The organism is Pantoea anthophila (assembly GCF_026104315.1).
In the GTDB taxonomy this organism is placed as follows: domain Bacteria; phylum Pseudomonadota; class Gammaproteobacteria; order Enterobacterales; family Enterobacteriaceae; genus Pantoea; species Pantoea anthophila.
On record NZ_CP110473.1, the window covers coordinates 3,541,192 to 3,556,162 of the forward strand.

The window sequence follows — 14,971 nt, forward strand, 5'->3', positions numbered from 1 at the left end:
ACCAGCAAGCCACCCCTTCGGATAGAGTTACTGGAACACAGAGGATTTGGGAAAAAAATCCTTTGCTGTAACGTGGGGTCGCAAGATTATAGAGAAGTCGATTGCAAAAATCGAACCCTATTTCGGTATTTATCCTGATTATTCTCACGGCAGATGCGGCAGGCGCAGATACTCTTCGCTCTGCATCTCCTGAAGCCGCGATAAACAGCGCTGGTATTCAAACTTCAGCCGCGTCCCCTGATAGATCTCGGTCAGCGAGGTTTCTGCGGCCACGACCAGCTTCACGTGACGCTCATAAAATTCGTCAACCAGGGCCAGGAAACGGCGCGCCTGATCTTCGGTTTTGTAGATCATTACCGGCACGTCATAGAGCAGCACGCTGTGAAAACGGCGGGAAAGCGCGATGTAGTCATGCTGGCTGCGCCCTTCCCCGCAAAGCGTCGTGAAGTTGATGGCCAGCACGCCGTCGCTGACGCCCAGCGTCGGCATCTGGCGATGGTTGATTTCCAGCACCGGCGCCTCCTCCGGCTGGCTGCCCGACAGCGCCTTAAACATGCGCGCCATCTCCGTGTGAGTGGCCTCGTTGAGCGGATAGTTCCACAGATGCGCCGAGGTCAGTGTCCGCAGCCGGTAGTCGATGCCGGCATCCACATTCATCACATCACAGTGCCGTTTTATCTGCTCAATAGCCGGCAGAAAACGCGCGCGCTGCAGGCCGTTGCGGTAGAGGTCATCCGGCGGAATGTTCGAGGTTGCCACCAGGGCGATGCCGCGCTCAAACAGCGCTTCCATCAGCGTGCCCAGCAGCATCGCGTCGGTGATATCGGAGACAAAAAATTCATCGAAACAGAGGATGTCAGTTTCCGCTTTGAATTTGTCCGCGATAATCAGCAGCGGGTCGCTCTGCCCCTGCAGTTGCGTCAGTTCTTCATGCACCCGCAGCATGAAACGGTGGAAGTGCAGGCGCAGTTTGCGTTCGCCAGGAATAGACTGAAAAAAGAGATCCATGACCCAGGTTTTGCCGCGCCCGACGCCGCCCCACATGTAGAGTCCGCGAACAGGCTGGGGCGCCGCATTTTTCTCTTTACCGATCAATTTCGACAGGCGACCCAGCAGGCCGGATGAGGCGGGCGCGGCAGCCTGTTGCCGGGCAACCAGCGCCTGCTGCAGGGCGTCTAAACGGGTAATCGCTTCACGTTGTACGTCATCGGGCCTGAATTCGCCCTGCGACAGCGCCTGCTCATAACGTGCAAGCGGAGATGAGGTTTGCATTGTTGTTTCAAAGTCCCTGAATAGTGTCTGATTCATACCACGGTTGCTGAAAAAAAGGCCGTTCTACACTAAGCCATGCTGCTCCGGAGTTCCACATCCATAAGATTAACGGGTATAGTGACTATTATTGAAATGGTGCAACGCCCTACGGAACAATGGAAAAAACACGGGAGTCATTATGACCTGGGAATACGGGCTAATTGGTTTAGTGGTAGGTATTATTGTCGGCGCAGTCGCCATGCGTTTCGGCAACAAAAAGCTGCGTGAGCAGCGCAGCATGCAGTATGAACTGGAAAAATCGAAGGCCGAGCTGGCCGATTACCGCGAAGAGCTGACTAACCACTTCGCACAGAGCGCCGAGCTGCTGGACAACATGGCGCGTGACTATCGTCAGCTTTATCAGCATATGGCGAAAGGCTCTAACGATCTGCTGCCGAATCTGCCGGGTCAGCAGAATCCTTTTGCCTATCAGCTGACTGAAGCGGAAGCTGACAACGACCAGGTGCCGGTGCAGATGCCGCGCGACTACTCTGAAGGCGCATCCGGTTTACTGCGTGGCGAGCGCCCTGCCCGCGACTAATCTTTTTGGGGCGCAGCCTGTCTGCGCCCGCTGTTTTTGCGAACCCTGACCACAAACGACTGTCACACTCATTAAATCCTCCCACTTTGCAGCGAGAGCGTTGTAGCAATGAAAAAACAAGCACGCCTGTTTAGCGCATTAGCCTTGAGTATCGGGATGAGCCTTGCCGCCGCGCCAGACGCGATGGCAACGCTGCCAGCACAAATTGCGGGCCAGCCGCTGCCGAGCCTGGCACCGATGCTGGAAAAAGTGTTGCCTGCCGTGGTCAGCGTTCACGTGGAAGGCACCGATTCCGGCGAACAGGCTCAGGATATCCCTGAGCCTCTGAAACGTTTTTTCGGTCAGATGCCTGGCGGGAATAATCAGCCACAGCCGTTTGAAGGGTTGGGCTCGGGCGTGATCATTGATGCCGCGAAAGGCTACGTGCTGACCAACAATCATGTGGTGAACGGTGCCGACAAGATCAACGTGCAGCTTGGCGATGGCAGTGAGTATGAAGCCAAACTGATCGGTCATGATGAGCAGACCGATATCGCCCTGATTCAGATCCAGGGCGCGAAAAACCTCACGCAGATTAAAGTGGCGGACTCCGACCAGCTGAAAGTGGGTGATTTTGCGGTCGCAATCGGGAACCCGTTTGGTCTGGGCCAGACGGCGACCTCCGGTATCATCTCTGCGCTGGGCCGCAGCGGCCTTAACCTGGAGGGGCTGGAAAACTTTATTCAGACCGATGCCGCGATTAACCGCGGCAACTCCGGCGGTGCGCTGGTCAACCTGAACGGCGAGCTGATTGGGATCAACACCGCCATCCTGGCCTCCAGCGGCGGCAATATCGGCATCGGCTTTGCGATCCCGAGCGATATGGCGATGAACCTCGCGCAGCAGCTGATCAAATTTGGCGAAGTGAAGCGCGGTCAGCTGGGTATTAAAGGCACCGAAATGACAGCCGACATGGCGAAGGCATTCAATGTCGACGTGCAGCGTGGCGCCTTCGTTTCGGAAGTGTTACCGCAGTCTGCCGCACAGAAGGCGGGCATCAAGTCCGGCGACATCATTACCTCAATCAACGACAAGCCGATTACCAGCTTCGCTGAGTTGCGGGTAAAGGTAGGCACGACCCCACCAGGCGAACAGGTTAAGCTTGGCCTGCTGCGCGAAGGCAAACCGGTGACGGTCACCGTTACGCTGGAGCAGAGCGCTCAGACCACCGCCAGCGCCCAGCTGATGTCTCCGGCCCTGCAGGGTGCCACCCTGAGTGATGGACAGACCAAAACCGGCGACAAAGGCGTGAAGGTCGACACCATCGAAAAAGGGACACCGGCTGAACAGGTTGGCCTGCAGAAAGATGATGTGATCATCGGCGTAAACCGCAACCGGGTTCAGACCCTGGCTGAGATGCGCAAGATACTGGAAGGCAAACCGCCGGTTCTGGCACTGAACGTGGTGCGCGGCGATGAAAGTATCTATCTGTTGTTGAGATAAACCTCGCATTATGGCGGACACAAGCGCGTGTGTGTCCGCCGCTCTCATGTTATTCTGCCCAGCGATCTCCCCTGGCGTGATTTAACACCATGTTTCTTAAACTTTTGCGTGCCGTAGTGCTGGGCCTGATTGTGGCGGGTATTCTACTCGCAGCACTGCCTGCACTGCGTATGGGCAGCGACGCCCTCTATAACCACGACGATATCAACGACGAAACGCCCTTCAGCTTCAATCAGGGGGTGCGCCGCGCCGTGCCTGCCGTTGTAAACGTTTATAACCGGAGCGCCCACGGCAACAACAACCGTGGCATCACCACCCTGGGCTCGGGGGTGATTATGAATGCCAAAGGCTACATCCTGACCAACAAGCACGTCATCAATAATGCCGATCAGATTATCGTGGCATTGCAGGATGGCCGCTTCTTTGAGGCTACGCTGGTCGGTTCCGACGGCATGACCGATCTTGCCGTGCTGAAAATCACCGCCTCCGGCCTGCCTGTCATCCCGATCAATCCCAATCGCCAGGCGCATATCGGCGATGTCGTGATGGCGATAGGCAACCCCTATAACCTGGGGCAGACGGTGACGCAGGGCATTATCAGCGCCACGGGCCGGGTTGGACTGAGTTCATCAGGCCGCCAGAACTTCCTGCAGACCGATGCGTCGATCAATCAGGGTAACTCCGGTGGCGCGCTGATTAACTCGCTTGGCGAGCTGATGGGCATCAACACCCTGACCTTTGATAAAAGTAACGATGGCGAAACGCCGGAAGGCATTGGTTTCGCCATCCCCACCGTTTTAGCCTCGAAGATCATGGATAAGCTGATTCGTGATGGTCGGGTGATCCGCGGCTATATCGGTATTACCGGTCGTGAGCTGCCGCCGCTGCATGGACAGGGCAGCAATCTGGATCGGGTTCAGGGCATTATCGTCAGCGTGGTGACGCCGGATGGACCGGCGGACAAGGCCGGAATTCAGGCCAACGATGTACTGCTCAGCGTAAACGGTAAGCCAGCCATCTCGGCGCAGGAGACCATGGATCAGGTGGCAGAGATTCGTCCCGGTTCCGTGATTGATGTGCAGGTGCTGCGCAACGATCAGAAACTGACGCTGCCGGTCACCATTCAGGAATTTCCTGATAACAGTGGTTAGCTGAAACAGGTGCCCGGTCAGGGGTGGCCCGGCTGATCGCAAAGAAGGCCGCCATCCCTGGCGGTCGGCCTCGCCATCCTGGCTCGGACGCTTTGCTCTTCATCCGGGCCACCCCTTCCCCTCTGCTCCGTCATCGTCTGTGAGCCACGGACTAGCAGCGATCAACCGGAAAGGCGATCACCTCACTCAGTGACTCTGCTTTTAACGCCAGCATAATCAGCCGATCGATACCCAGCGCGACCCCGGAACAGGCGGGCATACCGTGCGCCAGCGCATCCAGCAGATAAGTATCAATAGGATGGACCGGCAGACCGCGCGCCGCACGGCGACGGTTATCCTGCTCAAACCGCTGACGCTGCTCGCGGCTGTCGGTCAGCTCACGGAAACCGTTCGCCAGCTCAATGCCTTTGTAATAGACCTCAAAACGTTCAGCTACGCGGTGATCTTCGGTGCTGATCTCCGCCAGTGCCGCCTGACTGGCCGGGAAATGATAAACGAAGCAGGGTTTGTCCTGGCCGATCTTCGGCTCCACGCCCAGCATAAACAGCAGCATCAGCAGCGTATCGCGATCTTCTTCTGCACGCGCCAGCTCGCCTTCGCCCAGCTTCTCTGCCGCTTCACGCAGCTGCGCTTTATCTGCCGACAGCGGATCCAGATCCAGGTGGCGGATAAAGGCCTGCTGATAGGAGAGCGACTCTGCGCTGTCACACTCCAGCACCTGCTGCAGCAGATCGTCCACCTCATTCATCAGGCGGTACATGTCGTAGTGCGGCCGGTACCACTCCAGCATGGTGAATTCCGGATTATGATGACGTCCCGCCTCTTCATTGCGGAAACTGCGCCCCATCTGATAGATCGGACCACTGCCCGCTGCCAGCAGGCGTTTCATATGATATTCCGGGCTGGTCATCAGCCAGAGATCGCGCCCCTGCGACGCACCAGGCCCGACAAAACGCGTCTGGAAAGGCACCAGATGGATATCGGTAATAGTGGCCTGGCTCATCGCTGGCGTATCCACTTCCAGTACGCCACGATCGGCAAAGAAACGACGCACTTCCGCTAAAATCGCGGCGCGTTTTAACAAATTGGCGATGGATGCGCTTGGTTGCCAGCTTGCCGTTTCGCTCATGGTGATGACTCCTGATACAAATAAGGGGTGGAAGTCTACCTGCAATGCCTGCGGCAAACAATCTCATGCCGGCGATGCCAAAAACAGCGCTTCGGCTTCTATACTTAAGCAGTTAAATCACAAAGGAATCCCGCTATGTCTTTATGGAAAACCCTTGTCGCCAGCCTCAGCGCTTTTCTCTCCGTTGCCTGTAGCACCACGCCACCCAAAAACGTCACGGTTGTTGAGAACTTTGACAGCCAGCGCTATCTCGGCCAGTGGTATGAGATTGCCCGCCTCAATCATCCGTTTGAACGCGGTCTGGAGCAGGTCACGGCTAACTACAGCCCGCGTGAAGATGGCGGCCTGAAAGTGATCAATCGTGGCTATAACGTGAAAAAACAGCGCTGGCAGGAGAGCGTCGGTAAGGCCTACTTCACCGGTGAGCCGCAGCGCGCCGCCCTGAAAGTCTCGTTCTTTGGCCCCTTCTACGGCGGCTACAACGTTATCGCCCTGGATCCCGACTACCGCTATGCTCTGGTGTGTGGCCCGAATCGCCACTACCTGTGGATACTGTCGCGCACACCGCAGCTGGAGCCGGGCGTCAAAGAGAAGCTGATTGATCAGGCGCGCCGGGATGGCTTCCCGGTTGATGAGTTAATCTGGGTGAAACAGAAATAGTGCAGAGGGAATAAGCCGGTACAAAACCGTTTTCGTACCGGCTGTAATAACAGGTTACTTCGTGCTGTTCTGAATCGCCTGGCCACCCGCTTCGACGTCTTCACCCACGCCACGCGTGGTGTTGCAAGCCGTCAGCAGTGAAGAGAGCACCAGTACAGAGAAGATCGCGGCAATACTTTTCTTTAACATGACAATGTCCTTTTTGATGGATGTAAAGTACAGCGCTTTAAGCATAGCCGGATTTCCGGCGGATGCTGCCGCGGAACTTTAAAAAGGAGAAGCCGTTAAGGTCATTTTGCCGCACGCGAAATGGCACCACCTAAGTGGGAGACATCTTCGCCAAAACCGTGGAATGTGTTGCAGGCACTTAATGCAGAGGAGACCAGCAACGCGAATGCGATTAATTTTGCCAGCTTTTTCATTTTTTCTCTCAGACAAGAAAAAGGCGCATCCGGAGATGCGCCTGCGAATCTTACTTCACGCGTGACACGTATTCGCCAGAGCGGGTGTCAACTTTCACCACTTCGCCTTCCTGAACGAACAGTGGCACTTTTACAACCGCGCCGGTAGAGAGCTTGGCAGGTTTACCGCCGGTACCGGCAGTGTCACCTTTCAGGCCTGGATCGGTTTCCACGATTTCAGCTTCGATAAAGTTCGGTGGCTGAACGGCGATAGGACGACCATTCCACAGCGTAACGATACATTCTGCGTTGTCCTGCAGCCATTTCGCTGCTTCGCCCACAGTCTTCTCTTCAACCGGGAACTGCTCAAAGCTTTCCTGGTGCATGAAGTGGTAGAACTCACCGTCGTTGTACAGGTAGCTCAGGTTGGTATCCATTACGTCTGCGCCTTCGGCGGAGTCGGTGGATTTAAAAGTTTTCTCAACGCGAGAACCCGTCAGCAGGCGACGCATTTTAACGCGTGCGAATGCCTGACCTTTACCCGGTTTAACGAACTCACTGGATTCGATGGCATACGGCTCGCCTTCGAACATGATTTTAAGACCGGGACGGAAATCGTTGCTAGAATAAGTCGCCATGAAGGCCCTCTACGAAAATTGATACTGGTACTAAGCCAAAAAAATGGCACACATTGTAACCCTAAAAATACCTTCCAGAGAAGATTGGTTGCAGCAACTTGCTGATGTTGTCACTGAACCTGATGAATTACTGCGTATTTTAGCCCTGGAACAGCATCCTGAGCTGGCCGCTGGCGCGGATGCGCGGCGGCTTTTCGCCCTGCGCGTTCCGCATGCCTTCATCAGCCGGATGAAAAAAGGCGATGCGCACGACCCGTTGCTGCTTCAGGTTCTGACGCAGCGTCAGGAATTCATCGATACGCCTGGTTATAGCACCGATCCGCTCGATGAACAAAGTAACGCGGTGCCCGGACTGCTGCATAAATACCGCAACCGGGCGTTATTGCTGGTCAAAGGCGGCTGTGCGGTCAACTGCCGCTACTGCTTCCGCCGTCACTTCCCCTATCAGGATAATCCCGGTAATAAGCGAAGCTGGCAGGCGGCGCTGGACTATATCGCCGATCATCCGGAACTGGATGAGATTATCTTCTCCGGCGGCGATCCATTAATGGCGAAAGATCATGAGCTCGCGTGGCTGATTGCCGCGCTGGAAAAGATCCCGCACCTGAAGCGGTTGCGCATCCACAGTCGTTTACCGGTGGTGATTCCGGCACGCATTACCGATCAGCTCTGTGAGATGCTTCGCACGACCCGCCTGCAGGTGGTGATGGTGACGCACATCAACCATGCGCAGGAGATTGATGATGCGCTGCGTGAGGCGATGAGCAGCCTGAAGCGGGCCGGTGTCACCCTGCTGAATCAGAGCGTGCTGCTGCGGGGCGTGAACGATAATGCGCAGACGCTGGCCACTCTGAGCAATGCCCTGTTTGATGCGGGCATTCTGCCCTACTATCTGCATGTGCTGGATAAGGTGCAGGGTGCCGCACATTTCTTTGTGTCTGACGATGAGGCGCGCCAGCTGGTGCGGGCATTACTGTCACAGGTTTCCGGCTATCTGGTGCCGAAACTGGCGCGGGAAATTGGCGGAGAGCCGAGTAAAACGCCGCTGGATTTACAGCTGCGTCAGGAATAAAAACGGCCAGCATAAGGCTGGCCGCTGAGATTCGCTGTACTACCTATGCCACATTATGGGCACTTGTAGACCTGACCGGTCATTTTGCTGTCCAGAGGCGCGAACGCAGACAGCAGATTCTGCGTCGGGCTGGTGGCACCATAAATCACGTTGCCGCCCATCTCCGCGGCGCGATTGCGCAGATCATTGGCTGCACCGCGCAGTGCGCTGGTTTCGCCGCCTGCACCGCTCAGCCAGTTGCTCTGTGAGCCGGTTAGGTTGCCCAGAAGCTGGCAGGAACTGGCAGGCTGCTGATCGGTAAACGTCACGCGCTCGCCTGCTGAAGAGAGTTGCGTAGAGCTGCTGCAGCCCGCCAGCAATAACACGCCAGCCGTCAGTCCGGGCAAGAGGTTAATCCGCATTGTAATCCCCATTTATTATCATCAGAGTCGGGTGGCAGCGTAGCAGAAAAAAAGCACTTTTTTCTGCACATTCATTGCCTTAATCCCGTTATATCCCCTCAATATTTCATGTTACGTCTCGGCGACGCTGCCTGCCTGAAGAATGAACTGAACATCAGTGAATTCAGCCGGACAACTGCAGACAGCGTGCAGACAACGGGAAATATCAGGAGGAAAGACGTACGATTGCGCCACTACTTATACTATTTTCCTGCCCAAAAGAAAAACCCCCGGCCGTTTCCGGTCGGGGGTTCTTTTGTGACTCAGGCAGTCAACGGCAATTACATCATGCCGCCCATACCGCCCATGCCACCCATACCGCCAGCGCCAGCGCCTAAATCAGGTGCGTCGCCTTTTGGCAGGTCAGTAACCATGCACTCGGTAGTGATCATCAGACCCGCAACAGAGGCCGCGTACTGCAGCGCAGAACGGGTCACTTTAGTTGGGTCCAGGATACCGAAGTCGATCATGTTGCCGTACTCTTCAGTCTGCGCGTTGTAACCGTAGTTACCGTCGCCCGCTTTCACGTTGTTCGCCACAACAGAAGGCTCTTCACCGGCGTTAGAGACGATCTGACGCAGTGGTGCTTCCATCGCGCGCAGCGCAACTTTGATACCGACGTTCTGGTCTTCGTTCTGACCACGCAGCTCTGACAGCTGTGCTGCAACGCGAACCAGCGCCACACCACCACCTGCAACCACGCCTTCTTCGACAGCAGCACGGGTTGCGTGCAGTGCATCTTCAACGCGCGCTTTCTTCTCTTTCATTTCAACTTCAGTGGCTGCGCCCACTTTCAGAACGGCTACGCCGCCTGCCAGTTTCGCGACGCGCTCCTGCAGTTTTTCTTTGTCGTAGTCAGAGGTCGCTTCTTCGATCTGCTGACGAATCTGGGTAACACGGCCCTGAATGGTGGTCTCTTCACCCACACCGTCGATGATGGTGGTGGTGTCTTTGTTGATCACAACACGTTTTGCCTGACCCAGATCTTCCAGCGCAGCTTTTTCCAGCTCCATACCGATCTCTTCAGAGATGACGGTACCGCCGGTCAGGATAGCGATATCCTGCAGCATGGCTTTACGACGGTCACCGAAGCCTGGTGCTTTAACCGCAGCCACTTTAACGATGCCGCGCATGGTGTTGACCACCAGCGTTGCCAGGGCTTCGCCTTCAACATCTTCCGCGATGATCAGCAGAGGTTTACCGGCTTTCGCAACGGCTTCCAGCACGGGCAGCATTTCACGGATGTTAGAGATTTTCTTGTCAGCCAGCAGGATGAACGGCGATTCCAGTTCAACCGCACCGGTTTCTGGCTTGTTGATGAAGTACGGTGACAGGTAGCCGCGATCAAACTGCATACCTTCAACCACATCCAGCTCGTCCTGCAGGCCGGTGCCTTCTTCAACGGTGATCACGCCTTCTTTACCCACTTTCTCCATCGCCTGAGCAATCAGCTGGCCCACGGTTTCATCGGAGTTAGCAGAGATAGTACCTACCTGCGCAATCGCTTTAGAGTCTGAGCAAGGTACAGACAGCGCTTTCAGTTTCTCAACGGCAGACACAACGGCCTGGTCGATACCGCGCTTCAGGTCCATCGGGTTCATACCCGCGGCAACGGCTTTCAGACCTTCGGTGATGATAGCCTGCGCCAGTACGGTCGCGGTGGTGGTGCCGTCGCCTGCAGCGTCGTTCGCTTTAGAGGCCACTTCTTTCACCATCTGCGCGCCCATATTTTCGAACTTGTCTTCCAGTTCGATTTCACGCGCAACGGACACGCCATCTTTAGTGATGGTCGGTGCACCAAAAGATTTATCCAGAACCACGTTACGGCCTTTCGGGCCCAGGGTAACTTTTACTGCATCTGCCAGTACGTTCACGCCACGCAGCATTTTTACGCGAGCGTCATTACCGAATTTTACGTCTTTAGCTGCCATTTCAATTGTCCCTTAAATTCGTTTCGTTCAGTGAGTTACGCGAAAAAATTACGCTTCGACAATCGCCAGAATGTCGCTTTCAGAGATGATCAGCACTTCTTCGTTGTCGATCTTTTCGGTTTTAGCGCCGTAACCTTCGTTGAAAATCACCACGTCGCCAACCTTCACGTCCAGCGGCTTAACGTCGCCACTCTCAAGGATGCGGCCATTGCCGACAGCCAGAACTTCACCACGGGTAGATTTACCGGCTGCAGAACCGGTCAGCACGATGCCGCCAGCTGATTTAGCTTCAACTTCTTTACGCTTGACGATGACGCGATCGTGCAATGGACGAATTTTCATGTGATAGCTCTCCTTTGAGAAGTCCAATCATTCAGTTTTGGGGTTGAACACCGGGCTGCATGGCTTCCGGCCTCGTGACCTGTGAGATAGGGCCATCCCCACCCGCTTTCAAGGGGGCGAACAACAAATTTTTTCTATGGAAGCCATAAGTGATGTTTTTTTAAACAGATGACGGCGCAAATAAAAAACGCAACCCGGAGGTTGCGCTTTCAGTGGTGACAATGGCGGTTAACGATCCTGGTGATCGTCGTGATGCTCAAGGCGATCGCTGTTTTTACGCTCAAACTCGCCGTCCATCGTGTAGCCGCTGTCCGGTCCGGCTCCCGGCCCGCGCCAGACGCGCAGATGGGGCATCAGCTTTAGCGTCAGATGCTTCTGAACCGGGGGCAGCAGCAGCAGCAGGCCCAGCAGATCGGTAAAGAAGCCCGGCAGCAGCAGCAGGAAACCGGCGATGATCAGCGAGACGCTTTTGATCATCTCCGTGGCCGGGCTTTCGTTACGCGCCAGCTTCTCCTGCATCAGCATGAAGTTTTTCATGCCCTGATTTTTTACCAGCGAAACCCCGATGCAGGAGGTGAACACCACCAGCAGCATGGTCAGCAGCACGCCCATGACGTGCGCGACCTGGATGAACAGTGAAATCTCAATCCAGGCCAGAACAAAAAAGACTAATAACGGTATCCAGCGCACCGTACTCTCCTGTAAGTAGAGGCTGAACGGCAGCGTGCCGGTCAGCAGAAAGCGTTCATCCTGAGGAGGATAAGAAAAGAGATGGGCACCCGCGCCGCCCTTTTCAACCGATCCTGTCAAATTTATCCTGCGGGGTTAATTTTGTAACCAACTTCACATATCGTTAACCCGGCAGCAGCATTAGCGATCTGCATGCGTGCTTTTCCCGGGCATCAGAATATGATCGCACACGCCTCTATGAAGACGGATAATATGTCGGCACGGGCACACCACGACAAAATAAACCCATCCTTTGTGATGGTTAGCGGCAACAACAAGAAGGTTATCATGGCGAACAACATTCGTATCGAAGAAGACCTGTTAGGTATGCGCGAAGTTCCGGCGGATGCCTATTATGGCGTCCATACTCTGCGTGCGATTGAAAATTTTTATATCAGCAACAGCAAAATTAGTGACATACCTGAATTTGTCCGCGGTATGGTGATGGTAAAAAAAGCAGCAGCGATGGCTAACAAAGAGCTGCAGACCATCCCGCGTAACATTGCCGATACCATCATTCAGGCCTGCGACGAAGTGCTGAACAAGGGCCGCTGTATGGATCAGTTCCCCGTGGATGTCTATCAGGGCGGCGCCGGGACCTCGGTCAACATGAACACCAATGAGGTGCTGGCAAACATCGGTCTTGAGCTGATGGGCCACCAGAAAGGGGAATACCAGTATCTCAACCCCAACGACCATGTAAACAAGTGCCAGTCGACCAACGACGCCTACCCGACTGGTTTCCGCATCGCGGTTTACAGTTCGCTGCTGAAACTGCTTGATGGCATCAGCCAGTTGTCTGAAGGCTTCCAGCGCAAAGCCGATGAATTCCAGACCATCCTGAAAATGGGTCGAACCCAGCTGCAGGATGCGGTGCCGATGACTCTGGGGCAGGAGTTTCACGCCTTCAGCGTGCTGCTGAACGAAGAGACCAAAAGCATTCTGCGCACCGCCGAACTGCTGCTGGAGGTTAACCTTGGCGCGACCGCCATCGGTACCCGTCTTAACACGCCGGATGGCTATCAGCATCTGGCCGTGCAGCGTCTGGCGGAAGTCAGCAACCTGCCGGTTATTCCGGCGGAAGATCTGATTGAAGCGACCTCCGACTGCGGCGCCTATGTGATGGTTCACTCGTCGCTGAAACGTCTGGCGGTGAAGCTCTCTAAAATCTGTAACGACCTGCGCCTGCTCTCCTCGGGTCCGCGCGCCGGCCTGAATGAAATCAACCTGCCTGAGCTGCAGGCGGGCTCCTCCATCATGCCGGCCAAAGTGAACCCGGTGGTGCCGGAAGTGGTTAACCAGGTCTGCTTCAAGGTGATTGGCAACGACACCACCGTGACCATGGCTTCTGAAGCGGGTCAGCTGCAGCTTAACGTCATGGAGCCGGTCATTGGCCAGGCGCTGTTTGAGTCGATCAGCATCCTGACCAACGCCTGCTACAACCTGCTGGAGAAGTGCGTCAACGGCATCACCGCTAACCGCGCGGTGTGCGAAGCCTACGTCTTCAACTCAATTGGCATCGTGACCTACCTCAACCCCTACATCGGCCACCACAACGGCGACATCGTCGGCAAAATCTGTGCCGAAACCGGGAAAAGTGTGCGTGAGGTGGTGCTGGAGCGCGGCCTGCTGACGGAGAGTGAGCTGGACGATATCTTCTCGGTGCAGAACCTGATGTATCCGGTTTATAAAGCAAAACGCTACACCGATGAAAACGAGCAGTAGGGTTTAACCCACGCGGGTTAACCAAAGGCACACCGCGATCAACATGGTGTGCCTTTTTTTTTGGTACACAGCATTCCCGGAGTTCACCGGTTAACTTTGCAGGAGTGATTCATGTTTGTGGTTGAGCTGCTTGTCGTCCTGATGGCGATCTGGCTGGGCGCACGTCTTGGCGGCATTGGTATCGGATTCGCCGGCGGGATGGGGGTACTGATCCTGACGCTGGGCTTTGGCATGGCACCCGGCGCTATCCCGTTCGACGTGATAGAGATCATCATGGCGGTGATCGCCGCCATCGCGGCGATGCAGGTGGCGGGCGGCATGGACTATCTGGTGAGCCTGGCGGAACGCCTGCTGCGCCGACATCCGCGCCACGTCACACTGCTGGCCCCGCTGGTAACCTACCTGATGACGCTGCTGGCAGGCACCGGCCACACCGCTTTCTCGACGCTGCCGGTGATCGCGGAAGTGGCCAAAGAGCAGGGCGTGCGCCCTTCCCGTCCGCTGTCGATTGCGGTGGTGGCGTCGCAGATCGCGATTACCGCCTCTCCCATCTCCGCCGCCGTGGTCTTTTTTGCCACGCTGCTGGAACCGCGCGGCGTCAGCTACATCACGCTGCTGGCGATTGCGATCCCCGCCACGATGGTGGGCCTCTTCCTGGCCGCGCTGGTCACTAACTTCCTCGGCAAAGAGCTTAAAGATGATGAGGTTTATCAGGCGCGTCTCGCCAAAGGGGAAGTTACCCTGCGGGGTGCCAGCGTCTACCAGCCGAAGCCGGGGGCGAAACGCTCGGTGCTGCTGTTTCTGACGGGTATTATTGCCGTGGTGCTCTATGCCACCGCCACCAGCGCCAGCGTCGGGCTGATCGCCGATCCGCCGCTGCCACGCAACGAAGCGATTGTGGTGTTTATGCTGACTATCGCTACGCTGATCAGCCTGACCTGCAAGCTCGACACCAGCGAGATCCTCAGCGCCAGCACCTTTAAATCCGGCATGAGCGCCTGTATCTGCGTGATGGGTGTCGCCTGGCTGGGCGACACCTTTGTCAAAGCGCATCTGGCAGAGATTCAGACGCTGGCGGGCGACACGCTGAAAACCTATCCGTGGATGCTGGCGCTGGTGCTCTTCTTTGCCTCCATGCTGCTCTACTCACAGGCGGCGACCACCAAGGCACTGATGCCGGCCGCCCTGCTGCTGGGTGTCACCCCGCTCACCGCGATTGCTTCCTTTGCGGCGGTATCGGCACTGTTTGTGCTGCCCACCTACCCCACACTGCTGGCCGCCGTTGAGATGGACGATACCGGCTCCACCCGGATTGGTAAGTTTGTGTTCAACCACGCCTTTATCATTCCCGGCGTTATCGCTATCGCGCTGTCGGTGCTTTCCGGCTTCATCTTTGGCGGACTGCTCTTGTAGCGCCGC

General features: G+C 56.0%; 16 protein-coding genes. 7 read left to right on the forward strand and 9 right to left on the reverse strand.

What is annotated here, in order from left to right; translation table 11 throughout:
* Window positions 1-144: 144 nt before the first annotated feature.
* Window positions 145-1,272, reverse strand: coding sequence for a cell division protein ZapE (gene zapE / locus OJ965_RS19035; protein ID WP_111208267.1), 1,128 nt, complete (start codon window positions 1,270-1,272; stop codon window positions 145-147).
* 178 nt (window positions 1,273-1,450) lie between these two features.
* On the opposite strand from zapE, the gene zapG reads away from it, so the two are divergent.
* The 3 genes from zapG to degS all read left to right on the forward strand — a co-directional run bounded on the left by zapG (window position 1,451) and on the right by degS (window position 4,485).
* Window positions 1,451-1,852, forward strand: a complete 402-nt coding sequence (gene zapG, locus OJ965_RS19040; protein ID WP_009092485.1) for a Z-ring associated protein ZapG — start codon at window positions 1,451-1,453, stop codon at window positions 1,850-1,852.
* A 108-nt stretch (window positions 1,853-1,960) separates the two neighbouring features.
* Window positions 1,961-3,334 (forward strand): serine endoprotease DegQ, encoded by a 1,374-nt coding sequence (gene degQ / locus OJ965_RS19045; protein ID WP_009092486.1) that lies wholly within the window; start codon window positions 1,961-1,963, stop codon window positions 3,332-3,334.
* 89 nt (window positions 3,335-3,423) lie between these two features.
* Window positions 3,424-4,485, forward strand: coding sequence for an outer membrane-stress sensor serine endopeptidase DegS (gene degS / locus OJ965_RS19050; protein WP_046101068.1), 1,062 nt, complete (start codon window positions 3,424-3,426; stop codon window positions 4,483-4,485).
* A gap of 151 nt (window positions 4,486-4,636) precedes the next feature.
* On the opposite strand, the gene epmA is transcribed toward degS, so the two are convergent.
* Window positions 4,637-5,614: an elongation factor P--(R)-beta-lysine ligase gene (gene epmA, locus OJ965_RS19055; protein WP_009092488.1), complete on the reverse strand. Its 978-nt coding sequence runs from the start codon at window positions 5,612-5,614 to the stop codon at window positions 4,637-4,639.
* 135 nt (window positions 5,615-5,749) lie between these two features.
* On the opposite strand from epmA, the gene OJ965_RS19060 reads away from it, so the two are divergent.
* A complete protein-coding gene (locus OJ965_RS19060) occupies window positions 5,750-6,274 on the forward strand; it encodes a lipocalin family protein (RefSeq protein ID WP_265137453.1) in 525 nt (174 codons plus the stop codon).
* A 54-nt stretch (window positions 6,275-6,328) separates the two neighbouring features.
* Here OJ965_RS19060 and OJ965_RS19065 read toward each other — a convergent pair whose 3' ends face one another.
* From OJ965_RS19065 to efp, 3 genes are all read right to left on the reverse strand, one after another.
* Entirely contained in the window at window positions 6,329-6,463 is a 135-nt protein-coding gene (locus OJ965_RS19065) for an entericidin A/B family lipoprotein (RefSeq protein WP_003848302.1), read from the reverse strand.
* Window positions 6,464-6,564: 101 nt separating this feature from the next.
* On the reverse strand, window positions 6,565-6,696 hold the full coding sequence (locus tag OJ965_RS19070; protein ID WP_009092493.1) for an entericidin A/B family lipoprotein: 132 nt from the start codon (window positions 6,694-6,696) through the stop codon (window positions 6,565-6,567).
* A 50-nt stretch (window positions 6,697-6,746) separates the two neighbouring features.
* On the reverse strand, window positions 6,747-7,313 hold the full coding sequence (efp, locus tag OJ965_RS19075; protein ID WP_009092495.1) for an elongation factor P: 567 nt from the start codon (window positions 7,311-7,313) through the stop codon (window positions 6,747-6,749).
* A gap of 43 nt (window positions 7,314-7,356) precedes the next feature.
* Between efp and epmB the strand changes: the two genes are divergently transcribed.
* Window positions 7,357-8,385: an EF-P beta-lysylation protein EpmB gene (epmB, locus tag OJ965_RS19080; protein ID WP_154928611.1), complete on the forward strand. Its 1,029-nt coding sequence runs from the start codon at window positions 7,357-7,359 to the stop codon at window positions 8,383-8,385.
* A gap of 53 nt (window positions 8,386-8,438) precedes the next feature.
* Here the strand turns inward: epmB and OJ965_RS19085 are convergent, their stop codons facing one another.
* From OJ965_RS19085 to OJ965_RS19100, 4 genes are all read right to left on the reverse strand, one after another.
* Complete coding sequence (locus OJ965_RS19085) at window positions 8,439-8,786, reverse strand: DUF4156 domain-containing protein (protein ID WP_009092500.1); 348 nt, start codon at window positions 8,784-8,786, stop codon at window positions 8,439-8,441.
* A gap of 320 nt (window positions 8,787-9,106) precedes the next feature.
* Entirely contained in the window at window positions 9,107-10,756 is a 1,650-nt protein-coding gene (groL, locus tag OJ965_RS19090; protein ID WP_009092501.1) for a chaperonin GroEL, read from the reverse strand.
* A gap of 48 nt (window positions 10,757-10,804) precedes the next feature.
* Window positions 10,805-11,098 carry a co-chaperone GroES gene (locus tag OJ965_RS19095; RefSeq protein ID WP_009092502.1) on the reverse strand — a complete coding sequence of 98 codons (294 nt, stop codon included), beginning with the start codon at window positions 11,096-11,098 and terminating at the stop codon, window positions 10,805-10,807.
* A 228-nt stretch (window positions 11,099-11,326) separates the two neighbouring features.
* On the reverse strand, window positions 11,327-11,788 hold the full coding sequence (locus OJ965_RS19100) for an FxsA family protein (RefSeq protein WP_181161912.1): 462 nt from the start codon (window positions 11,786-11,788) through the stop codon (window positions 11,327-11,329).
* A 327-nt stretch (window positions 11,789-12,115) separates the two neighbouring features.
* On the opposite strand from OJ965_RS19100, the gene aspA reads away from it, so the two are divergent.
* Both aspA and OJ965_RS19110 read left to right on the forward strand, forming a co-directional pair.
* Window positions 12,116-13,552: an aspartate ammonia-lyase gene (gene aspA, locus OJ965_RS19105; RefSeq protein WP_009092504.1), complete on the forward strand. Its 1,437-nt coding sequence runs from the start codon at window positions 12,116-12,118 to the stop codon at window positions 13,550-13,552.
* A 111-nt stretch (window positions 13,553-13,663) separates the two neighbouring features.
* Window positions 13,664-14,965: an anaerobic C4-dicarboxylate transporter gene (locus OJ965_RS19110; protein ID WP_009092505.1), complete on the forward strand. Its 1,302-nt coding sequence runs from the start codon at window positions 13,664-13,666 to the stop codon at window positions 14,963-14,965.
* Window positions 14,966-14,971: the final 6 nt, after the last annotated feature.